The sequence below is a fragment of the Actinacidiphila cocklensis genome (genome assembly GCF_907177275.1).
Classification (GTDB): Bacteria; Actinomycetota; Actinomycetes; order Streptomycetales; family Streptomycetaceae; genus Actinacidiphila; species Actinacidiphila cocklensis.
On sequence record NZ_CAJSLV010000054.1, the window covers coordinates 109,618 to 131,871 of the forward strand.

Consider the following 22,254-nt stretch of genomic DNA (forward strand, 5'->3'; position numbering starts at 1 on the left):
CCTGACAAACGCTCCGGAGGTTGTGCACCGGGGAGCCTGCCCCGGGTCTACGCGTGACACGCGCCACCTGACGGCGTTTCGGTAGCGCGCCCCGAGTGCTCTGATCCGCGCTCCCGCGACCCGTGCGGGGCGGGCGCCGGCGGCTCGTCCGTGGCGTCCCGGCAGGTCCGGATTCGTACCCCCGTGTGCGCCCCCGGATGCGCCCCCGCGTACGCCCCAGGCAGCCGCGGAGCCGCAGTTGTGCTCCCCGCGGGCCGTGTGATTCAAGCCATCAGCATCGCACTGGACGGCCGGGTGTGCACGACTCTCGGCAGCCCTGACCGGGAGCCCGGCACGCCCGGCACGCACACGACATTTCCCGGTCGCCGCTCGTACACCCGGCTGAACGCGCCCGCGCCCGCGCACCGCTGACGCTCACTCCTGTGAGCCGCCGTTCGAGCGTTTGAACCAGCGGATCGGGGACAGTACCGGCGGGCGGATGGCCCGCCGGGCTACGGTCGACGGGTGAAGGCTATCCGTCGATTCACCGTGCGCACCGTGCTCCCGGAACCTCTGCGCCCGCTGGGGGGTCTGGCCCAGAACCTCCGCTGGTCGTGGCATCAGGAGACCAGGGAGCTTTTCCAGAGCGTCGACCCCGAGGGCTGGCGGGCAGCCCAGGGCGACCCCGTACGCCTGCTCGGCACCGTCGGCAAGGACCGGCTCGCCGCGCTGGCCGGCGACCGGCGCTTCCTGCGCCGGCTGACCACCGCGGCAGAGGACCTCGCCGACTACACCAGCAGCCCGCGCTGGTACCAGGAACAGACCGACCTGCCCGCCGCCATCGCCTACTTCTCACCCGAGTTCGGCATCACCTTCGCCCTGCCGCAGTATTCGGGCGGCCTCGGCATCCTCGCCGGCGACCACCTCAAGGCGGCGAGCGACCTCGGCGTGCCGCTGATCGGCGTCGGCCTGCTCTACCGGCACGGCTACTTCCGCCAGACCCTCTCCCGCGAGGGCTGGCAGCAGGAGCAGTACCCGGTGCTCGACCCCAACTCGCTGCCCGTCACCCCGCTGCGCGAGGCCGACGGCAGCCCCGCCCGGATAAGCCTGGTGCTGCCCGGCGGCCGCGCGCTGCACGCCAGGATCTGGAAGGCCCAGGTCGGCCGGGTGCCGCTGCTGCTGCTCGACTCCGATGTCGAGGGCAACCAGGCCGCCGAGCGCGACGTCACCGACCGGCTCTACGGCGGCGGCAGCGAGCACCGGCTGCTCCAGGAGATGCTGCTCGGCATCGGCGGGGTCCGCGCGGTGCGCGCCTACTGCCGCATCACCGGCCACCCCGAGCCCGAGGTCTTCCACACCAACGAGGGCCACGCCGGCTTCCTCGGCCTGGAACGCATCCGCGAGCTGTCCCTCGACGGCCTCGACTTCGAGGCGGCCCTCGAAGCGGTCAGGGCCGGCACCGTCTTCACCACCCACACCCCCGTACCGGCCGGCATCGACCGCTTCGACCGCGAACTGGTCGCCCGGCACCTCGGCGACGGCGGCGAGCTGTCCGGCGTCGACACCGGGCGGATCCTCGAACTGGGCATGGAGACCCACCGCGGCGGCGACCCGAACCTGTTCAACATGGCCGTCATGGGCCTGCGGCTCGCCCAGCGCGCCAACGGGGTGTCCACCCTGCACGGCGCCGTCAGCCGGGAGATGTTCGCCGGCCTGTGGCCGGGTTTCGACCCCGAGGACGTGCCCATCACGTCCATCACCAACGGGGTGCACGCCCCCACCTGGGTCGCCCCCGAGGTGCTGCGGCTCGGCGCCCGGCAGATCGGCGCCCAGCCCGCCGAGGACGCGCTGATGATCGGCGGCGCCGACCGCTGGGAGGCGATCGGCGGCATCCCCGACACCGCGGTCTGGGAGCTGCGCCGCGAGCTGCGCGAGCAGCTCGTCGAGGACGTCAGGGTCCGGCTGCGCGCCTCCTGGCGGCAGCGCGGCGCGGGCGAGGCGGAACTGGGCTGGACCGACCACGTCCTGGACCCCGACATCCTCACCATCGGCTTCGCCCGCCGGGTCCCCTCCTACAAGCGGCTCACCCTGATGCTGCGCGACCAGGACCGGCTGATGGACCTGCTGCTGCACCCGGAGCGGCCGATCCAGATCGTCGTCGCCGGCAAGGCGCACCCCGCCGACGACGGCGGCAAGCGCCTGGTGCAGGAGCTGGTCCGCTTCACCGACGACCCCCGGGTGCGGCACCGCATCGTCTTCCTGCCCGACTACGACATGCGGATGGCCCGGGTGCTCTACCCCGGCTGCGACGTCTGGCTCAACAACCCGCTGCGCCCGCTGGAGGCCTGCGGCACCTCGGGCATGAAGGCCGCGCTCAACGGCTGCCTGAACCTGTCGGTGCTCGACGGCTGGTGGGACGAGTGGTTCGACGGTGACAACGGCTGGGCGATCCCCACCGCCGACGGCATCACCGACGAGGACCGCCGCGACGAGCTGGAGGCCGCCGCGCTCTACAACCTGCTGGAGAACCAGGTCGCGCCGCGCTTCTACGACCACGGCTCGCGCGGCCTGCCGCAGCGCTGGATCGAGATGGTCAGGCACACCCTGGCCACGCTCGGCCCGAAGGTGCTGGCCGGCCGCATGGTCCGCGACTACGTCACCCAGCTGTACGCGCCCGCCGCGCGCTCGCACCGGGCCATACAGGGTCCGGCCGCGACCGAGCTGGCCGAGTGGAAGCAGCGGGTACGGCGGCAGTGGCCGCAGGTGTCGGTGGACCACGTGGAGACCGACTCCGTCGAGGGCACCCCGGAACTGGGTTCGACGCTCACCCTGCGCACCCAGATCAGCCTGGGCGGCCTCGACCCCGCCGACGTCGACGTCCAGCTGCTGTCGGGCCGCGTCGACGCCGCCGACCGGCTGGCCTCACCGACGATCCAGTCCCTCAAGCCGACCGGCCGCCCCGACATCTCGGGACGCCACTCCTACGAGGGACCGCTCACCCTGGACCGCACCGGTTCCTTCGGCTACACGGTGCGGGTGCTCCCCGCCCACCCGCTGCTGGCCACCCCGGCGGAACTGGGCCTGGTGGCCACCCCGCCGGAGGCCACCGGCATGACGGCGGGCGTCCTGCGCTGATCCTTGCGCCTGGGGGCGCCTGACAGGGGCGCTGGGGGTACCCCCAGCGCCCCTGATGGTTTGCCCCTTCCGCAAAGGGGGAGGTCAGGCCGCCCGGCGGCCACCTGTGCCGCGCGTACGGCGCCCGGCGGCGCCGCCGCGGCCGGCCGCGGCACCAGGGCCGGTGCGGCGCCCGCCGGGGGTACCGCTGCGGCGGCGGGAGGGAGTGGCCGGCTTCGCGGCGGGAGCCGCGGCGGCCGGCTCGGCGGCCGCGGGCAGCGCGACGGGCGTGCCGGACGGCTTGCGGGCGCCGGTGATCCGGATCAGGTCCGGGTCGCCGGGACGGACCCTGGCGGTGGCGGGCCGGATGCCGGCCTGGGTCATCAGCCGGGCGTTCTCCCGCCGCTGCTCGGGCAGCACGAGGGTGACCACGGTCCCGGACTCGCCCGCGCGGGCGGTGCGGCCGCCGCGGTGCAGGTAGTCCTTCGCCTCGGTCGGCGGATCGACGTTCACGACCAGATCGAGCCCGTCGATGTGGATGCCGCGGGCGGCGACGTTCGTCGCGACCAGCGCGTCGGCCGTGCCGGTGCGGAACTGGTCGAGCGCCCGGTTGCGCTGCGGCTGCGACTTGCCGCCGTGCAGCGCCACCGCCCGTACGCCCTGGCCGAGCAGGTGCTTGGTGAGCCGGTCGGCGCCCCGCTTGGTGCCGACGAACATGATCACGCCGCCCTGGCGGGCTGCGATCTCCGCGGTGACCGCCCGCTTGGTGGCCTCGTCGACGTGCAGCACGTGGTGCTCCATCGTGGTGACGGTCGCCGCCGAGGGGTCCACCGAGTGCGTGACCGGCTCGGTGAGGAAGCGCTTGACCAGCTTGTCGACGTTGCGGTCGAGCGTCGCCGAGAAAAGCATCCGCTGGCCGTCCGCGCGCACCTGCTCCAGCAGCCGGGTGACCTGCGGAAGGAAGCCCATGTCGGCCATCTGGTCGGCCTCGTCCAGCACGGTCACCGCGACCCGGTCCAGCGCGCAGGCGCGCCGGTCGATGAGGTCGGCGAGCCGGCCCGGCGTCGCGACCAGCACCTCGGCGCCGGCCTTCAGCGCGGCGGTCTGCCGGTTGATCGAGGCGCCGCCGACGACCGCGGTGATCCGCAGGCCGAGCACCTTCGCGTACGGGTCGAGCGCCTCGGTGACCTGTCCTGCCAGCTCACGCGTCGGGACCAGCACCAGCGCCAGCGGGCGCCTGGCCTCGGCCCGCCGGCCCGCGGCCTTCGTCCTGGTCAGCAGGGGCAGCCCGAACGCCAGCGTCTTGCCGGAGCCGGTCCTGCCGCGGCCCAGCACGTCGCGGCCGGCCAGCGAGTCGGGCAGCGTGGCGGCCTGGATCGGGAACGGCTCGGTCACCCCGTTGGCTTCCAGGGCGGCGACGAGCGCCGGGTCCAGCGGCAGCTGCGAGAAGAGCGTGACGGGTGACACAGGTGACACGGGCGTTTCCTTCCTCGGGCCGCCGGAACGGCGGCTGCATGCGAGAGGCCCGCACCGTGCGGTGCGGGCCTCCCATGACCGGGCGCAGCGGCCCGGTGACGCCGGTCAGAGCGCCCGGATGTTCTCCGCCTGCGGGCCCTTCTGGCCCTGGGTGACCTCGAACTCGACCTTCTGGCCCTCAAGCAGCTCGCGGTAGCCCTGCGACTGGATGTTCGAGTAGTGGGCGAAGACATCGGAGCCGCCGCCGTCCTGCTCGATGAAGCCGAAGCCCTTTTCCGAGTTGAACCACTTCACGGTTCCGGTAGCCATAATCCATCTCCTACTGGTGGGGCAGTTTCCAGATCCGCACTGTACGGATCCGGGTCGCTGTAGATGATCACCCCACACCGGAGAATCCCGGCAAAAACAAAAGTGCGCCCGGAGATCGCAATCATCCAGGCGCACGCAAAGTTCTGGGTACCACAACTGCAACAAGGTCGAGGGTACCAGACCGCGGCCCGGACCGGCCGTGGCCGGCCGATCCGGGCGCTTACCGCCGAACGGGTGGGTCAGGGTGTCAGCTGACGTTGACGGCGGTGTCGTCGATCAGGAAGGAGGTCGCCAGGCTGGAGTCCTCGGTTCCGGTGAACTTCAGGGTGACGGTCTGGCCCTTGTAGGCGGTGAGGCTGACGGACCGCTGGACGTAGCCGGTGCCCTCGTTGAGGTTGGAGTAGGTGGCCAGGGTGGTGCTGCCGGCTGCGACGGTGAGCTTGTCGTAGGCGGTGGTGGTGGTCGTCTCGTCGGAGGTGATGTAGAGGTAGAACGTGAAGGTGGCGGTGGTGCAGCTGGCCGGGATCGTCACCGACTGGGAGACGGTGTCGGTGTAGGTGGTCCCGTAGCCGTCCAGCCAGGCCTTGTAGCTGCCGGAGTGGGCGGGGGCGCCGGTGCTGCTGTCGATGACGCCGGTGGTGGTGGTCCAGCCGGTGGCGCCGCTCTCGAAGCCGGGGTTGGTCAGCAGCTGGCTCGCGGTGCAGCCGCCGGTGGTGCTGGTGACCGTCCAGGTGAAGGACGCGGTGCCGGTGGCGTTGGTGGAGTCCTTCGCCGTGACGACCACGCTGGACGTACCGGTGGTGGCCGAGGTGGTGCCGGAGATCAGGCCGCTGGAGCTGATGCTCAGGCCGGCCGGCAGGCCGGTCGCGGTGTAGGTCAGGGCGCCGCCGTTGGTGGTGGTGGCCGCGATCTGCAGGCTGACCGCGGTGCTGACCTTGGTGGACTGGTTGCCCGGGTTGGTCACCGTCACGCCGGTCGGGGTGGTCACCCGGCTGCCGACGCCGATCGCCGCCCAGGTGTTGGCCACCGTGTTGTACGTGGCGCTGTTGGCGCCCCACAGGTCGGCCGCCGCCTGCAGCGACTGGGTGCGGGCCGCCGCGTAGTTGGTGGTCGAGGTGAAGCGCTCGGTCAGCGACTTGTACCAGAGCTTGAGCGCGTTGTCCCGGCCGATGCCCGGCACCGACAGGCCGTCGTAGGTCGGGCTGTTGTAGCTGACCCCGCCGATCACCTTGGCGCCGCTGCCCTCGGAGAGCAGGTAGAAGAAGTGGTTGGCCGGACCCGAGGAGTAGTGGACGTCCAGGCCGCCGAGGCTGGAGGACCAGTAGTCCTTCGAGCCGCCGTCCTTGCTGGGCTTGTCCATGTACCGCAGCGGGGTGCCGTCACCGTTGATGTCGATCTTCTCGCCGATGAGGTAGTCGCCCGGGTCGGCGGCGGTGTTGGAGTAGAACTCCACGCCGGTGCCGAAGATGTCGGACGTCGCCTCGTTCAGGCCGCCGGACTCACCGGAGTAGTTCAGGCCCGCGGTGTTGGACGTGACGCCGTGGCTCATCTCGTGCCCGGCGACGTCCAGCGCGGTCAGCGGGTGCGCGTTGCCGCTGCCGTCGCCGTACGTCATGCAGAAGCAGGAGTCGTCCCAGAAGGCGTTGACGTACGAGCTGCCGTAGTGCGTACGGGAGTACGCCGCCCGGCCGTCGTCGGCGATGCCGTTGCGCCCGAAGGTGGTCTTGTAGAAGTCCCAGGTCTCCTGGGCGCCGTAGGCGGCGTCCACACCCGCGGTCTGCGCGGTGGTGCCGACACCGTCGCCCCACGTGTCGTCGGCGTCGGTGAACAGCGTGCCGGTGCCCGACGTGGCGTGGCTGAGGTTGTAGGTCTTGTGGCCGCCGCGGGTGTTGTCGGTCAGCTGGTAGGTGCTGCCCGACAGCGTCGTGGTGAGGCTCACCTGGCCGCTGTACTCACTGTTGCCGACGCCGGTCTCGATGCCCTGGTACTCGAAGAGCTTCGCGCCGGTGGTGGCGTCGGTGATCACGTGCAGCTGGTTGGGGGTGCCGTCGTCCTGGAGGCCGCCGATCACCGACTCCCAGGCGAGCACGGGGGTGCCGGACGCGGCCCACACCACCTTGTGCGGCGCGTTCACCGCCGCCGGGGCCTTGGCGCCGTCGGCCTTCGCGCGCGACAGGGCGAAGGACTTCGCCGAGTCGGCGCTCTTGACCGCGGTCGTCGATGCCACCGCGACCGAGGCGTTGGTCGCCTTCTCCACGCCGGTGGTCGCACCGAGCGGGCTCTGGTGCACGATCAGGTCGCCGCCGAGCACCGGCAGTCCCTGGTACGTGCGCTCGTAGCGGGTGTGGGTGCTGCCGTCGGCGTCCTGGGACACCGACTTGACGACCAGCTTCTCCTGGGCGCCGAGGTGCAGCGACGACGCGGTCGCCGCCGCGTGCGACTGGGCCTGCGTCGTCAGCGCTGCCTGCTGAGCGGGGGTCAGCGAGGCCGGCAGGGCGCCGGGCCTGGGCTGCGCGTGGGTGTTCGCGGCCTGCGCCGCCGAGCCGGTCGATGCGGCGGGTTCTGCCGCCGCGGTACCGGCCGGCAGCGTCACGGCGAGCATCGCCGCACCGGCGATCAGCGCGCCGGCGGCTGCTGCCGTACGGGCCGTACGGGGGGATCGTGCCACTCGTCACTCCTTCTGCGGCGGCCACGGGTGCGCGGCCGGTGACAGTCCGGGCGGGTGGGGTTGGTGATCCGCCCGGGTAGAGCTGTGCTGCTGTGGAACGGCCCACAGAGTGGCACTCTTTACTTGTTCATGTCAGTCCCGTGGTGCCAACTTGGCTGAATTTGTTCGTCTTCCGGATCGCGGCGTCCGCATAACGGTGAAACGTGAGGGCCGTGTTGCAGGCCGAAGAAGTTTGCCGGAGTTTTGACGCGGGACCAACAGGGCCTTACCGGCCAAATCGTGCGGACGGTGCAGCTCCGCTGTCTACAGTGGCCACCGCTATGGGGGGACCGGCTCGCGCCGGTGCGGCTGAAAACCGAGGTGAAGATGTCCCGAATATCAGAACTGTCCAGCGAGGCAGGCCGATCCCGTGCGGCGGAGGGCACGGGACAGGCCGACCTCGCCCCCGACACCCGGCTCTACGTACCGGCCCACCCCCGGTACCACGCCGACCCCGAGCAGGCACCCGGCGTCGGCTTCGAGTTCCTGGCCCGGCCGCAGACCGGCGAACCGGTCCCGGTGGCCTTCACCACCCTGGACGCGCTGGTCGCCGCGCTCGGCGAGAGCCAGCCCTGGATCGCGATGCCGGCCGAGGCCTTCGTCGAACTCATGCGCCGCAACGGCCTCGCCCGCGTCGCGGTCGACCCGGCCGTCGCGCCGGGAACCGAGCCCTACTGGACCCCCGAGAACATCCGGGCCTACACCGAGGCGGTGCGGCGATGACCGCCGGATACAACGTCATCCTGGGCGACCTGTCCAGCATGGCGTCGACCTTCCACACCCAGGCGACCAACTACGCCGCCCTCAAGACGGACGTGGCACCGCCGATCGCCGGGTCTGGGGACGCCGGTCTCGACGACTCCATCGCCTCGATCATGGACGCCATCGCCGGCCTGCACGCCAAACTCGCCGGCCGCATCGAGGAGCACGGCAACGGCCTGGACTACGCCCACGGCTCCTACCAACGCCATGACATCGACGTACACGGCCTGTTCGAGGATCTGATGCCCGATGAGTGACAGCTGGATAGGCGGCGACATCACCGGCCTCCACACCATGGGGACCACCCTGACCGGGGCCAAGGAGCAGCTCGAAGGCGTGGTCAAACCGCTCGGCAACGGCGTCGAGACGCTGGTCGCCGACGCGGGCTGGAAGGGCGACGCCGCCGAGGAGTTCCGCGCCCGCTGGGCGGAGGACTCGATGGCGGCCGGCGGCTTCGCCGAGCTGGTCAAGGCCGTGGGCGACGCCCTCACCGCCCTGGCGCAGGCCCTCACCGACGCCAACAGCGCCCTGCAGAACGCCGCCGACGTCGCGACGTCCAAGGGCGTGCCCGTCGGGCCGAAGGGCGAGCCCGGCACCATGATGACCGCCAACCCGCCCAGCGCCGCCGACCAGAAGGCGATCGGCGACCTCGACGAGTACGCCGGCGTCTACAAGGAGATCATGCACAAGGGGCAGGCGGCCCGTATCGCCTGCGCCAAGACGCTCAACACGCTGTACGACTCCCTCGACCCGGACAAGCCGATGGGCAAGGGCGACAAGATCGTCGTCGCCGACTACCTGCGGGCGCTGTGGACCTCCAAGGCCGACGACGAGCGCAAGCTCGGCCTGGACGCGGGCAAGAAGCTCGACGAGGCCGAGAAGAAGCACGACGAGGCCCTGAAGGCGATGAAGGAGGAGGAGGCGAAGTTCCGCACCGCCGAGGCCGACCTCCCGAAGGCCTTCCGGCTCAAGGGCGAGTACCAGCGGCTCGGCACGCAGATCGACGCGCTGGACGCGGAGGTCGCGGCCAGCAAGAACGGCAGCAGCTTCCTGCCGTACGACCGGGTGCTCAACTACAAGCTCGCCGACGCGCTCAAGGGCGTGAAACTGGTCGAGGGCGCACCGGAGTTCCTCAAGGAGATCCCGGTCGTGGACATCGCCGCGGTCACCGCCATCGGCCTGGTCGAGGCCAAGGAGGACCACGACAAGGGCTGGTCCTGGGCGCACTCCGTCACCGTCGACGTCGGCGCGGGACTGGTCGGGCTCGCGGCGGGTGCCGCCGTGGTCGCCGCCGCCCCCGAGATCGGCATCGGCCTGGGCGCCGCGGCGACCGCGGCGAGCGCGGGGGTCGTCTTCGTCGGCGTGGGATACTTCGCGGACGAGGCCTTCCACGAGCACTGGAGCGAGGACATCCACGACCACGGCGTGGTCGCGGGCGTCGCGGACGGCACCTGGAACGTCACCAAGAACACCGGTGAGGACATGAAGAACCTCGCAGTCGGCACCGCCAAGGGCATCGGCAACGCCGGGAAGTCGGTCTGGCACCATGCCACCGGCTGGCTCTGACCCCGCGCTGCCCGCCGTCGAGCCCTTCCCGCTGCCCTTCCTCGGCACGAGCTGGGTGCACCGCGGGTTCCGCTACGGAGTGCGGCGCGGCCTGCTCGTCCTGACCTCGCTGCTCTTCGTCGCCGTGGTGGGCGCCACCGGGACCGCGCTGTACCTGGGCTTCGTGTCGCTGTTCCCGCCGGGCGCGCGGGTCGCCGTCCACGCCGTGGAGGGCGCCGCCGCGCTGGCGGCCCTGGTCGCCGGGTGGGTCAGGCAGCGCCCGGTCAACCGCGTCCCGGTCACCCCTGAGCAGGTGGCCGAGTCCCGCAGGCGGGCCGGCCGGGCGGCCGCAAGGTCGTACGGCAACCAGGGGTTCGCGGTGCTCATGACGCCCGTGCTGCCCGCGCTGGCCGCGTACCTGCTGGGCGGCTTCCTCGCCGCGCTCCTCGTCCGGGAGACGCCCCGCGAGATCGGCGCCCGGCAGGACTACGAGCGCCGGGTCGCCGAAGCGTCGCGGCAGCAGGAGCGGCAGGTGCACCGGGACAACGCGCGGCGCGCACCGCGCAACGGCCCCACCCGGCGGTGACCTGCGGGGCCGTGTCCGGTGCCGCCCGGCTCAGGACGGCTGCTGCTCGCTCTGCCACGAGCGCCACAGCGCCGCGTAGGCGCCGTCGGCGGCCACGAGCGCGTCATGGGTGCCCATCTCGGTGAGCCGGCCGTTCTCCATGACCGCCACCCGGTCCGCGTCGTGCGCGGTGTGCAGCCGGTGCGCGATGGCGATGACGGTCCGTCCCCGCATGACGGCGGCCAGCGCGCGTTCGGTGTGCCGGGCCGTCCTGGGGTCCAGGAGCGCGGTGGCCTCGTCGAGGATCAGCGTGTGCGGATCGGCCAGGACGACCCGGGCCAGGGCCAGTTGCTGGGCCTGCGACCCGTCGATCCGGTGCCCCCCGTCGCCCAGCATGGTGTCGAGGCCCGCCGGCAGCTCGTGCGCCCAGCCCGCGCCCACGCCGTCCAGGGCGGCCCGCAGCTCGTCGTCACCGGCTGCGGGCGCCGCGATCTGCAGATTTTCCCGGACCGTGCCGAAGAACACGTGGCGCTCCTGGGTGACCAGGACGACGTGCCGGCGCAGCTGTTCGGGGTCCAGGGCGGCGATCGGCACCCGGCCCACCGTCACCGAGCCGGTGACCGGCTCGTCGATGCCCGCGAGCAGCCGGCTCAGCGTGGTCTTCCCGGCGCCGGAGGGTCCGACGAGCGCGAGCCGCTCGCCGGGCCGTACGGTCAGGTCGACGCCCCGCAGGACGTCCGCCCCGCCGTCGTAGGAGTAGTGCACGCCCTCGACGTCGATCCGGTCGTCGGCAGGTGTGGGCGAGCCGGCCGCGGCGGTCTGCGGGGCGCGGCCCAGGCCCTCGACGCGGGCGAACGACGCGCTGCTGCTCTGGAGTTGCTCGACCCGCATCAGGGCGGTGTCCAGCGGCTCGGACAGCTGCCGCAGGTACAGCGCCGCGCTGACCACCGCGCCCAGGCTCATCGCGCCGTGGGCGTGCAGCAGCCCGCCGACCATCAGCACCCCGACCACCGGGATGATGTAGGAGACCTCCACGGCGGGGAAGAACACGCTGCGCAGGAACAGCGTCCGCATCCGCGCCCGGCGGGACACCTCGATCGCGTCCCGGCTCTCCTTGATCCGCTGCTGCTGCAGCCCGAAGGCCTCGATCGTGCGGGCCGCCGACGCGGTGGCGGCGAGGATCTCGGTGACCGCCGAGTTGGCCGCGCCCTCGGCGAGGTAGGCGGTGCGCGCCCGCGCGAGATACCAGCGCAGCGCGAACCAGATCCCGACCAGGCCGAGCACGCCGCAGCCGCCGAGCAGCGGGTTGAGCGCGAAGACCGCGCCGAGGATGAACAGCGCCTGGACCACCGAGATGAGCACCTCGGGTCCCGCGTCGCGCAGCGTGGTGCCCACCATCGCGACGTCGGAGGTGCCCCGGGCGGTCAGGTCGCCGGTTCCGGCCCGCTCCACCACCGAGGGGGGAAGCGCCAGCGCCCGGTCGACGAACTGCTCGCGCACGCGCGCCAGGGTGCGCTCTCCGAAGCGGTGCCCGACATAGCGGGCGTAGCGCGCCAGCAGGAACTGCACCAGCGTGCTCACCAGGATGGCGAGCGCCAGCCGGTCCACCGTCCGGACGCTGCCGCCCTCCTGGACCTGGTTGACGATGCGGCCGACCAGCCAGGGGCCGACGAGTCCCGCGGCCGCAGCCAGGGCGTTGAGCCCGAGTACGGCGGCGAAGGCAGGGCGGTCGGCACGGATCAGCCCGAGCATCGCCCGGTTCGTCTCGTCCGGCTCGGCGACGGGCAGTTGTGCGGTCATCGGGCGGACTCCCCGGCAGGGCGTGACGCGTCGTCCCGGCTGTCGTCGTCGCCGTCGTGGCCGTCGGCCGCGCCGCGCGCCACCAGAGCGCGGTAGCCGGGCTCGTCGCGGAGGAGCTGACGGTGGTGCCCGGCGGCGGCGACCTTGCCGTCCACCAGGTAGCAGACGGTGTCCGCCCGGTCGAGCAGCAGCGGTGAGGTGCTGGTGACGACCGTGGTGCGGCCCGCCCTTGCGGTACGCAGCCGGTCCGCGACGGCGGCCTCGGTGTGTGCGTCGAGGGCCGAGGTCGGCTCGACAGCCAGCAGCACCTCGGGGTCGGCGAGCAGCGCCCGGGCCAGGCGCAGGCGCTGCTGCTGACCGCCGGAGAAGTTGCGGCCCTGGGCGTCGACGGGGGCGTCGAGCCCGTCGGGCAGGGCGGCGACGATGTCGTCCGCCATCGCCGCGTGGACGGCGGCGACCAGCGCCTCCTCCTCCCGGTCCCGGCGGCCGGAGACCACCGCCCGCAGCGGTCCCGCGAACAGGTCGGCCTCGTTGTCCGCGACCAGGATGCGGTCCCGGACCTGCGGGACGGCGATCTCGTCGAGCCGCACCGCGCCCCAGGTCACCGCCCCCTGCCCGAACCCGCCGAGCCGGTCCACCACTTCCGCCGTCTCCGCCGGCCGGGCGCCGGCCAGCGCGGTCAGCCGGCCGGGGGCCACCTCGACGCCCGACGCCGGATCGCGCAGGGTGGACGCCGCCGCGGGCGGGTTCGCGGTGGCCTGCCGCCCGGCGGAGTCCGGCTCCAGGGACAGGAAGTGGACGACCCGCCGGGCGGCGACCAGGCCGCGCGTGATGTCGTAGCCGCACTCGATGAGGAACGCCACCGGCATCACCAGCACCGCGACGTAGCCGTACACGCCGACGAACTCGCCCACCGTGATGGTCCCCTGCACCGCCAGCCGGGCCGCCAGCCAGGTCACCACGGACAGGAACACCATCGGCAGCCCGACGCCGAGAGCCTGGACCCAGCTGGTGACCGCCCCGACCCGGTACCCCTGCGCCACCAGGCCGCGGGACTCGCGCCGGAAGGCACCGGCGAACAGCTCCTTGCCGCCCAGGCCGTTGAGCACCCGCAGGCCGCCGGCCAGGTCGCCGATCCGGGTGGTCAGCCCGCCCTGCTGCTCGCGGTACACCGCCTCGGCGCCCCGCAGCCGCCCCAGCAGCGGGCCGACCAGCAGGGCGGTCAGCGGGACCCCGACCAGTACCACCGCCGCGAGGACCACCGAGATCGACAGCAGCAGGCCCCCCACGACGAGGCAGGCGACGATCGAGCCGACGCCCGGGCCGGTCATGGTCAGGGAGCTGCTGATCTGCTGGACGTCGGTGATGCCGATGGTGACGACCTCGCCCGCGTTGGCCTGGCGCGGCAGCGCGGCGCCCAGCCGGGTCACCTGCCCGACCACGGACTTGACCGTGCGGAAGGTCGCGTCCATCCGCAGCCTGGTCATCGTGCGGTGCCGCATGATGCTCAGCCAGGCGTTGAACGTGCCCAGGCACAGCAGCACCGCCGACCAGGCGGCCAGCGTGCCCATGCGCCCCGGTCTCAGCCCGTCGTCGATGGCGCGCGAGAGCACGTACGGCGACAGCGTGATGAGCACCATCCAGACGGTGCCCAGCAGCGCACCGCTCGCGGCCCGCCGGGGCTGGCTGCGGAGCAGCCACCACAGGTAGCGGGCGGGGCTGCGGTGGTCGGGTGTGCCCGGATCCTCGTACGAGTCGATCATCCACAGGACCTTTCGCGATGCTTACGCCAGGCCCTCGCGCCAGGCCGCGTCGAGCTGGGCGTAGTGGCCGTCGCCCGCGATGAGGTCGGCGGGGGTGCCGTCCTCCACGATGCGGCCGTCGCGCATCACCAGCACGCGGTCGGCGATCGCGACCGTGGACAGGCGGTGCGCGATGATCACGGCCGTGCGGCCGGTGAGGACCGTGTGCATGGCGTACTGGACGGCACGCTCGCCGGGGATGTCCAGCGACGAGGTCGCCTCGTCGAGGATCAGCACGCCCGGGTCGGCGAGCAGGGCGCGGGCGAACGCGACCAGCTGGCGCTGGCCGGCCGAGATCCGGCCGCCGCGCTTGCGGACGTCGGTGTCGTAGCCGTCGGGCAGCGCGGCGATGAAGTCGTGCGCGCCGATCGCCCGGGCCGCGGCCTCGACCTCCTCGCGGGTGGCGTCGGGGCGGCCGATGGCGATGTTGTCCGCGACGGTGCCGGAGAAGAGGAACGCCTCCTGCGTCACCATGACCACCCCGCGGCGCAGGTCGGCCGGCGACAGGTCGCTGAGCGGTACGCCGTCGAGCAGCACCCGGCCGCCGGTCGGGTCGTAGAACCTGGCCAGCAGCTTGGCCAGGGTGGACTTGCCCGCGCCGGTCGCGCCGACCACCGCGAGGGTCTGCCCGGCGGGCAGCCGCAGGTCGAAGGACGGCAGCACCTCGCCGCCGGTCCGGTAGCCGAACCGCACGCCGTCGAAGACCACTTCGCGCCCCGGGCGCCCGTCGGCGGTCGGCGGCAGCGCGACCGGGTGCTCGGGCGCGGGCACCGTCGGGGTCTGGGCAAGCAGGCCGGCGATCTTCTCCAGCGAGGCGGCGGCCGACTGGTAGGAGTTCAGGAACATCCCCAGCCGGTCGATCGGGTCGTACAGCCGCCGCAGGTACAGCACGAACGCGGCGAGCACCCCCAACGCCATCCCGCCGCCCGCGACGCGGTAGGCGCCCCACACCACGATGCCGGCCACCGCGATGTTGGCGATGAGACGGGAGACGACGACGTAGCGGGCCATCTCCAGGATCGCGTCGCCGTTCGCCCGGTAGTGGCGGTGGTTCAGCTCGTCGAAGGACGTGTCGTTGGGCCGCTCGCGGCGGAAGGCCTTGACCGGGCGGATGCCGTTCATCGTCTCGGTGAACTTCACGATGACCGCGGCGATGGCGGTCGAGCGCCGCCGGTAGGCCAGCATCGAGCGGCGCTGGAAGCGGCGGATCGCCACATACAGCGGGAAGTACGACACCAGGGTGACCAGGCCGAGCCGCCAGTCGAGGAAGATCAGCAGTACCGAGATGTACACCACCGACAGCACCACCCCGATCAGCTCCTCCAGACCGTCGGTGAGCAGCTCCCTGATCGACTCGACGTCGGAGGTGGCCCGGGCGATCAGCCGGCCCGAGGTGTAGCGCTCGTGGAAGTCCAGGCTGAGCGACTGGGCGTGCCGGAACATCCGGGCGCGCAGGTCGATCAGCACGTCCTGGCTGATCAGCGCGGCGATCCGGATGAAGGCGCGCTGCAGGACACCGGCGGCCAGCCCGCAGCCCAGATAGCCGCAGGCCACCGCGATGAGCGCGGTGTGCCGGCCGTCGCGCATCTGCGGGATGGCGTTGTCGATGGCGTACGCGACCAGCAGCGGTCCCGCCTGCACCGCCGCCTGCTGGACCAGCAGCAGCACCGAGGCCAGCCAGACCCTGCGGGTGTGCGGGCGCAGCAGCGAACGCAGCAGCAGCGCCTGGGCGTTCCTCGGCGCGGGCAGCCGGTCCTGGTCGAAGGCGTCCGGCTCGGGCGGTGCGGGTGCCCGCGCCGGCTCCTCCTCCTCGCGGTCGCCGAGCTGCTGCTCGGTCGCTGACGTCATCGGGCGTCGCTCCTCTCCAGGGGTTCTGAGGCGGTGTCGAGGCCCGACATCAGACGGCGGTACTCGGCGTTGTCCCGCAGCAGTTCGGTGTGGCTGCCGACCGCGGCGATCCGTCCTTCGGACATCAGGGCCACCCGGTCGGCGAGCTGTACGGTCGACGGCCGGTGCGCCACGACCAGCGCGGTGGTCTCCCGCAGCACGTCCCGCAGCGCCGCCTCGACCAGGGCCTCGGTGTGCACGTCGAGCGCGGACAGCGGGTCGTCCAGGATCAGGAACCGCGGGCGCCCGACGACCGCACGGGCCAGCGCGAGGCGCTGGCGCTGGCCGCCGGACAGGCTCAGGCCCTGCTCGCCGACCTGGGTGTCGAGGCCGTCGGGCAGCGCGTGCACGAAGGCGCACTGGGCGATCTCCAGCGCCCGCAGCACCTCCGCCTCGCCGGCGCCGGAAGGGCCTGCGCCCATCGCCACGTTCTCCCTGACGGTCGCGGAGAAGAGGGTGGGCTCCTCGAAGGCCACCGCGACCAGTTCGCGCAGCCGGGCGACCGGCATGGCCGCGGTGTCCGCGCCGTCCAGCGTGATCCGTCCCGCGGTCTGCTCGTGCAGCCGCGGCACCAGCGCGGTCAGCGTCGTCTTCCCGCACCCGGTGGCGCCGACCAGGGCCATCGTCTCCCCGGCCCTGACGTGCAGATCCACCCCGGCCAGCACGCCGGGGCTCCCCGCGGGCGCGTCCGGATACCCGAACCCGACGCCCTCCAACCGCAGCCCGTCCCCTCGGGGGCCGTCCGCCTCCGCGGCGGGCCGGTCGGCCTCGCCGCCCTCGGCGCCCCGCGTCGTCATGGGCTCGAAGTAGCGGTCCGCCGCGGTGGCCGCCTCGTTGCTCATGGCCAGCAGGAAGCCGATGGACTCCACCGGCCAGCGCAGCGCCAGGGCCGTGGTCAGGAAGGCGACCAGGGTGCCTGCGGACAGCTTGTCGTCGGAGACCTGGAGGACGCCGACCACCAGGGCGACGCCGATGGCCAGTTCCGGCAGCGTCATGATGATCGCCCACAGGTCGGACAGCAGCCGGGCCTTGTGCAGTTCGGTGCCGCGCAGGTCGCGGGCCTGGCGGTGGAAGGCCTCGGACTGGCTGCGGTGCCGCCCGAAGGCCTTGATGATGCGCACGCCGAGCACCGACTCCTCGACCAGCGTGGCCAGGTCGCCCGCCTGGTCCTGGGCGCGGCGGGCCGCCAGGGCGTACCGCGTCTCGAAGCGCATGGACAGCACCACCAGCGGCACCGCGGGGCCGAGCAGCACCAGCGTCAGCAGCGGGCTCTGCGCCAGCAGGATGCCGAAGCCGATCAGCATCGTCGTGGCGTTCACGAACAGGAAGACCAGCGGGAAGGCCAGGAACATCCGCAGGATCTGCAGGTCCGTGGTGGCGCGGGAGAGCAGCTGACCCGACGCCCACCGGTCGTGGAAGGCCACCGGCAGCCGCTGCAGCCGCTGGTAGAGGTCGCTGCGCATGGACGCCTCGATGCCGGCCAGCGGCCTGGCCACCAGCCAGCGGCGCAGCCCGAAAAGGCCCGCTTCGAGCAGCCCGAGCAGCAGCACCAGGCCGCCGCCGAGCCACACCCCCGACGGGTCCCGGTCGGTGACGGGGCCGTCGACCAGCCACTTGAGCACCAGCGGGATGAGCAGGCCCATGCTGGAGGCGACCACGCCGACCACGGCCGACGCCCCGAGCCGGCCGCGGATCGGCCGGACGTACGGCCACAGGCGCAGCAGGGAGCGGATCGAGGACCGCGAGCGGGCGGCGGGCGCGGGGTCAGGACTCGTGGCAGGCATCACTCCTGACACTACGGTCGCCCGCTGACACGATTCACCTGGTTTTCGCCACAGGACCGACGGCCCGGGGCGCAGGGCGCCCCGGGCGGCTCGCGGGGTCAGGCGGTGAATCCGCCGTCCGCGTGGACGACCGCGCCGGTCACGTACGACGCCGCGTCCGACGCCAGGTGCGCCACGACCGCGGCGACCTCCTCGGCGGCGGCGTACCGCCCGAGCGCGGTGAAGCCGCGCACGGTCTGGGCGTACGGCCCGTCCGCCGGGTTGGCGTCGGTGTCCGTCGGCCCGGGGTGCAGCAGGTTCACCGTGATGCCCAGCGGGCCGAGGTCCCTGGCCAGGCCCTTGGTCATGCCGGTCAGCGCGGTCTTGGTCAGGGCGTAGAGGGTGTGCCCGGGAAAGGTGGTGCGCTCGGCGACGTTGCTGCCGATGCTGACGATCCGGCCGCCCTCGCGCATGTGCCGGGACGCCGCCCTGGCCGCCAGGTACGGGCCTCGGACGTTCACCGCGACCGACCGGTCGAACTCGGCGGCGCCCAGGTCGCAGACCGGCCCGACCACGTACATGCCGGCGTTGTTGACCAGGATGTCCAGCCGCCCGAACTCGGCGGCGACCCGGTCCACCGCCTCCTCGATCGCGGCCGGGTCGCCGCTGTCGGCGCGCAGCGCGAGCGCCCGCCGCCCCATGCCGCGGATCTTGTCCGCGACGGCCTCGGCGGCCGCGGCGTCCTGCCGGTAGGTGAACGCCACGTCGGCGCCGCCTTCGGCCAGGCGCAGCGCGACCGCCGCTCCGATCCCGCGGGCGGCCCCGGTGACCAGGGCGGTTCTGCTGTCGAACTCGGTGGTGTGCATGCCCTCGATCCTGGTCGCGCAGGATGCCGGAATCTGGCGGGATTCGGCCGTCGAATCCGGCCGTCGAACGCGGCGGCCGGATCCCGGCTCACCGCGCCTTGCCGGGCGCGGCCCTGCGCAGCCCCCTGACCGCGGGGATCGCCAGCAGGGTGCTGCCGACCGCGAGGGCGAAGACACCGCCGGCCTGGAGCACGTGCCGTGCCCCGAAGACCGCGGCGGCCGGCCCGGCGAGCGCCTGGCCGACCGGGAACATCGCCACGGAGCCGGCCACCTCGTAGGCGTGGATGCGGTTGAGGATGTCGCCGGGAACCTGGGTCTGCACGCTGGTGGCCCAGTTGACGCCCCAGAACGCCCAGCCGATGCCCGCGACGAACAGGCACCCGCACAGCGCGGGCACCGGCAGGTCGAGCCCGACGGAGGCGGGCATCAGGGCGACCGCGAAGATCCCGAAGCTGCCCGCCCGCAGCGGCCGTTCCGCCCGCAGCCGCATCGCGAGCAGCGCACCGGCCGCGGTGCCCGCACCGAGCGCCGAGTTGACCAGGCCGTACGCCCCCGCGCCGTGTTCTGTGACGATCTGGCCTGCGGCCAGCGGGATGTAGGGGCCCATGACGCACAGGGTGTAGACCATCCACACCAGGATCACCGCCCACATCCAGGTCCGTGCCCTGAACTCCCGCCAGCCCTCGTGGAGATCGGCCCGGAAGGTCGTGCCCCCCGAGGCGGCCGCCTCCCGCGGCGGCGCCGGGGCGAGCCGCAGCAGGATCAGGCACAGCCCGCTGGTCAGATACGTGGCCGCGTGCACCGCGAAGACCACGCCCGCCGAGCTGAAGCCGACCAGCACGCCGGCGAGCGCGGGTCCGGCGAGGCCGGCCGCCGACTCCGCGGTCCTGATCACCGCGTTGGCGCCCTGCACGTCGTGCGCGACCCGGACCACCGTGCTGGCCACGCCCGGCTGGAAGGTCGCCGCGCAGGTGCCGTTGACGAGCGCGATCACCAGCACCTCCCACAGCCGCACGCTGTGGGTGAGGAAGAGGACGGCGGCCGTCGACTGGGTGCCGACCCTGACCAGGTCGGAACCGATCATCAGGGCACGAGCGTTGAGGCGGTCGGCCAGGACGCCGCCGAAGATGACGAAGCCGGCGAAGCAGGCGCTGGCCGCGGCCATCACCAGGCCGATGTCGCCGGCCGAGTAGCCGTAGGAGAGCAGGCCCGCGGACAGCGCGACGGGCAGCATCGTGTCGCCGAGCATGGCGACGGAGCGGGCGGTGAAGTAGAGCCGGAAGGGCGTCGACCAGAGCGGGCCTGCGGGCGGGCGGTAGGACGGGGCACTGGGTGCGGTCGCCTGCTCGGAGCGGGGTGCGGAGGAGGTCACCGGGCCCATGGTGGACTGGACCATTGGTGGCGTCCAGTCGTTTCACCAAGTTGGTCTGATGATTGAACTCACTTGCGTTGCTCCTCAGACCGCCGGCGCCGCCCCCTCGCGCACCGCGCGGTACAGCCGCACCGAGCGCGCCGCGACCCCCACCGCCGTACCCGCGGGCGCACCGGGGGCCTCCGGCGGCGCAGAACCGGACTCGTCGGCGGTGTCCAGCAGCAGCTCGTACGACGAACCCCACGGCATCCCCGGCAGGGTGAACTCGACCGGGCGGTGGTCGGCGTGCACGATCAGCAGGAAGCTGTCGTCCACCACCGGCTCGCCCCGCGCGCCGCGGTGCGGGATGTCGGTGCCCGACAGGTACATCCCCAGCGTCGCCGCGTGCGCGAACCACTCCGCGTCCGTCAGCTCCCGCCCCTGCGCACCGAACCACGCCACGTCCCGCAGCCCCTCGGGCGCGGTCGCCAGCCCCGAGAAGAAGCCGCCGCTGCGCAGCACCGGATGCGCCCTGCGCAGCGCGATCAGCCGCGCCGCCAGATCGCGCAGCGCCGCCCAACCGGGCTCCTCCAGCAGCGACCAGTCCACCCAACCGGTCTCGTTGTCCTGGCAGTAGGCGTTGTTGTTGCCGCCCTGCGTGCGGCCCATCTCGTCGCCCGCGACCAGCATCGGCACCCCGGTCGACAGCAGCAGCGTCGAGAGCAGGTTGCGTATCTGCCGCCGCCGCAGCGCCGACACCGCCGGATCGTCGGTGGGACCCTCGACCCCGCAGTTCCACGCCCTGTTGTCGTCGGTGCCGTCCCTGCCGTCCTCGCCGTTGGCCTCGTTGTGCTTGTCCTGGTGGCTGACCAGGTCGCGCAGCGTGAAACCGTCGTGCGCGGTCACGAAGTTCACCGACGCGTACGGGCGCCGGCCGCCCCAGTCGTACAGGTCGCTCGACCCGGACAGCCGGTAGCCCAGGTCGCGCACGTCGGAGGTGGCGCCGCGCCAGAAGTCCCTGACGGTGTCGCGGAAGCGGTCGTTCCACTCGGTCCACAGCGGCGGGAAGGCGCCCACCTGGTAGCCGCCCGCCCCGACGTCCCACGGCTCGGCGATCAGCTTCACCCGCCGCAGCACCGGGTCCTGGGCGATCACCGCCAGGAACGGCGAGAGCATGTCCACGTCGTGCATCGAGCGGGCCAGCGCCGCCGCCAGGTCGAAGCGGAAGCCGTCCACGCCCATCTCGGTCACCCAGTAGCGCAGCGAGTCGGTGACCAGCCGCAGCACGTGCGGCTGCGTCACCGCGAGGGTGTTGCCGCAGCCGGTGTAGTCGGCGTAGCCGCGCGGGTCGGCGCCCAGCCGGTAGTACGTGCGGTTGTCGATGCCGCGCAGCGACAGTGTCGGGCCGCCCTGTCCGCCCTCCGCGGTGTGGTTGTAGACGACGTCGAGGATCACCTCGATCCCCGCCGCGTGCAGCGCCCGCACCATCCGCTTGAACTCCCCGACCTGCTGGCCGCCCGAGCCGCTCGCGCTGTAGGCGGCGTGCGGGGCGAAGTAGCCGATCGAGTTGTACCCCCAGTAGTTGCGCAGGCCGCGCCGCGCCAGGTGGTCCTCGTGCGCGAACTGGTGCACCGGCAGCAGCTCGACCGCCGTCACCCCCAGGCCGGTCAGATGCGCGATCGCCGCCGGGTGCGCGAGACCCGCGTACGTGCCGCGCAGCTCCGGCGGGATGCCGGGGTGGCGGCGGGTGAAGCCGCGGACGTGCAGCTCGTAGATCACCGTGTCCGACCACGGGGTCTTCGGGCGGCGGTCGTCCTCCCAGTCGTCGTCGTCATCGACCACCACGCCCTTGGGGACGAAGGGCGCCGAGTCGCGGTCGTCGCGCACGGTGTCGGCGACCGACGCCTCCGGCCAGTCGCGCGCGTGCCCGTAGACCTCGGGGACCAGCACGAAGTCGCCGTCCACCGCCCGCGCGTACGGGTCCAGCAGCAGCTTCGCCGGATTCCACCGGGCGCCCGTCCACGGGTCCCAGCGGCCGCCGACCCGGTAGCCGTACCGCTGCCCCGGCAGCACACCGGGCACGAAGCCGTGCCACACCTCGTGCGTCAGCTCGGTCAGCGGCGCCCGCGTCTCGGTGCCGTCCGGCGCGAACAGGCACACCTCGACCGACTCCGCACCGCCCGCCCACAACGCGAAGTTGGTGCCCGTACGCCCGTCGGGCCCGGTGCGGAAGCGGGCGCCGAGCGGCTGCGGCGACCCCGGCCACACCTCCGCCCTGCGCGGCTCGGGGCGCGGCCGGCCGCCGTGCGGGGCGGCGCGCGGCGGCGG

15 protein-coding genes are annotated in these 22,254 nt (G+C 72.9%); 5 read left to right on the plus strand and 10 right to left on the minus strand.

Features of this window, described 5'->3' with window-relative positions; genetic code table 11:
* Nucleotides 1–504 precede the first annotated feature (504 nt).
* A complete protein-coding gene (gene glgP, locus NFU81_RS16960) occupies nt 505–3,114 on the plus strand; it encodes an alpha-glucan family phosphorylase (RefSeq protein WP_251490501.1) in 2,610 nt (869 codons plus the stop codon).
* 84 nt (nt 3,115–3,198) lie between these two features.
* On the opposite strand, the gene NFU81_RS16965 is transcribed toward glgP, so the two are convergent.
* From NFU81_RS16965 to NFU81_RS16975, 3 genes are all read right to left on the minus strand, one after another.
* Nucleotides 3,199–4,569 (minus strand): DEAD/DEAH box helicase, encoded by a 1,371-nt coding sequence (locus tag NFU81_RS16965; protein WP_251490504.1) that lies wholly within the window; start codon nt 4,567–4,569, stop codon nt 3,199–3,201.
* A gap of 105 nt (nt 4,570–4,674) precedes the next feature.
* Nucleotides 4,675–4,878 carry a cold-shock protein gene (locus NFU81_RS16970; RefSeq protein ID WP_073502624.1) on the minus strand — a complete coding sequence of 68 codons (204 nt, stop codon included), beginning with the start codon at nt 4,876–4,878 and terminating at the stop codon, nt 4,675–4,677.
* Nucleotides 4,879–5,125: 247 nt separating this feature from the next.
* Nucleotides 5,126–7,480 carry a M4 family metallopeptidase gene (locus tag NFU81_RS16975; RefSeq protein WP_251490571.1) on the minus strand — a complete coding sequence of 785 codons (2,355 nt, stop codon included), beginning with the start codon at nt 7,478–7,480 and terminating at the stop codon, nt 5,126–5,128.
* 432 nt (nt 7,481–7,912) lie between these two features.
* Between NFU81_RS16975 and NFU81_RS16980 the strand changes: the two genes are divergently transcribed.
* Genes NFU81_RS16980 through NFU81_RS16995 form a run of 4 tightly spaced genes read left to right on the plus strand, consistent with a single transcriptional unit; the run spans nt 7,913 to nt 10,478 of the window.
* The gene (locus NFU81_RS16980) at nt 7,913–8,308 is read left to right on the plus strand and encodes an SAV_915 family protein (RefSeq protein WP_251490507.1); all 396 of its coding nucleotides are present in this window, start codon (nt 7,913–7,915) and stop codon (nt 8,306–8,308) included.
* Complete coding sequence (locus tag NFU81_RS16985) at nt 8,305–8,604, plus strand: DUF6317 family protein (protein WP_251490510.1); 300 nt, start codon at nt 8,305–8,307, stop codon at nt 8,602–8,604. Before NFU81_RS16980 ends, NFU81_RS16985 begins: the two co-directional genes overlap by 4 nt.
* The gene (locus NFU81_RS16990; RefSeq protein ID WP_251490513.1) at nt 8,597–9,913 is read left to right on the plus strand and encodes a WXG100 family type VII secretion target; all 1,317 of its coding nucleotides are present in this window, start codon (nt 8,597–8,599) and stop codon (nt 9,911–9,913) included. Before NFU81_RS16985 ends, NFU81_RS16990 begins: the two co-directional genes overlap by 8 nt.
* Nucleotides 9,894–10,478: a hypothetical protein gene (locus NFU81_RS16995; RefSeq protein WP_251490516.1), complete on the plus strand. Its 585-nt coding sequence runs from the start codon at nt 9,894–9,896 to the stop codon at nt 10,476–10,478. Before NFU81_RS16990 ends, NFU81_RS16995 begins: the two co-directional genes overlap by 20 nt.
* A gap of 30 nt (nt 10,479–10,508) precedes the next feature.
* On the opposite strand, the gene NFU81_RS17000 is transcribed toward NFU81_RS16995, so the two are convergent.
* From NFU81_RS17000 to glgX, 7 genes are all read right to left on the minus strand, one after another.
* On the minus strand, nt 10,509–12,257 hold the full coding sequence (locus NFU81_RS17000) for an ABC transporter ATP-binding protein (protein WP_251490519.1): 1,749 nt from the start codon (nt 12,255–12,257) through the stop codon (nt 10,509–10,511).
* The gene (locus NFU81_RS17005; protein ID WP_251490523.1) at nt 12,254–14,020 is read right to left on the minus strand and encodes an ABC transporter transmembrane domain-containing protein; all 1,767 of its coding nucleotides are present in this window, start codon (nt 14,018–14,020) and stop codon (nt 12,254–12,256) included. Before NFU81_RS17005 ends, NFU81_RS17000 begins: the two co-directional genes overlap by 4 nt.
* 21 nt (nt 14,021–14,041) lie before the next feature.
* On the minus strand, nt 14,042–15,907 hold the full coding sequence (locus NFU81_RS17010; RefSeq protein ID WP_251490526.1) for an ABC transporter ATP-binding protein: 1,866 nt from the start codon (nt 15,905–15,907) through the stop codon (nt 14,042–14,044).
* Nucleotides 15,904–17,730, minus strand: a complete 1,827-nt coding sequence (locus tag NFU81_RS17015; protein WP_251490529.1) for an ABC transporter ATP-binding protein — start codon at nt 17,728–17,730, stop codon at nt 15,904–15,906. Before NFU81_RS17015 ends, NFU81_RS17010 begins: the two co-directional genes overlap by 4 nt.
* Nucleotides 17,731–17,828: 98 nt before the next feature.
* The gene (locus NFU81_RS17020; RefSeq protein WP_251490532.1) at nt 17,829–18,575 is read right to left on the minus strand and encodes an SDR family NAD(P)-dependent oxidoreductase; all 747 of its coding nucleotides are present in this window, start codon (nt 18,573–18,575) and stop codon (nt 17,829–17,831) included.
* Nucleotides 18,576–18,663: 88 nt separating this feature from the next.
* The gene (locus NFU81_RS17025) at nt 18,664–19,956 is read right to left on the minus strand and encodes an MFS transporter (RefSeq protein ID WP_422665217.1); all 1,293 of its coding nucleotides are present in this window, start codon (nt 19,954–19,956) and stop codon (nt 18,664–18,666) included.
* A gap of 75 nt (nt 19,957–20,031) precedes the next feature.
* The coding region (gene glgX, locus NFU81_RS17030) for a glycogen debranching protein GlgX (protein ID WP_251490537.1) at nt 20,032–22,254 on the minus strand (2,223 nt) is incomplete at its 5' end.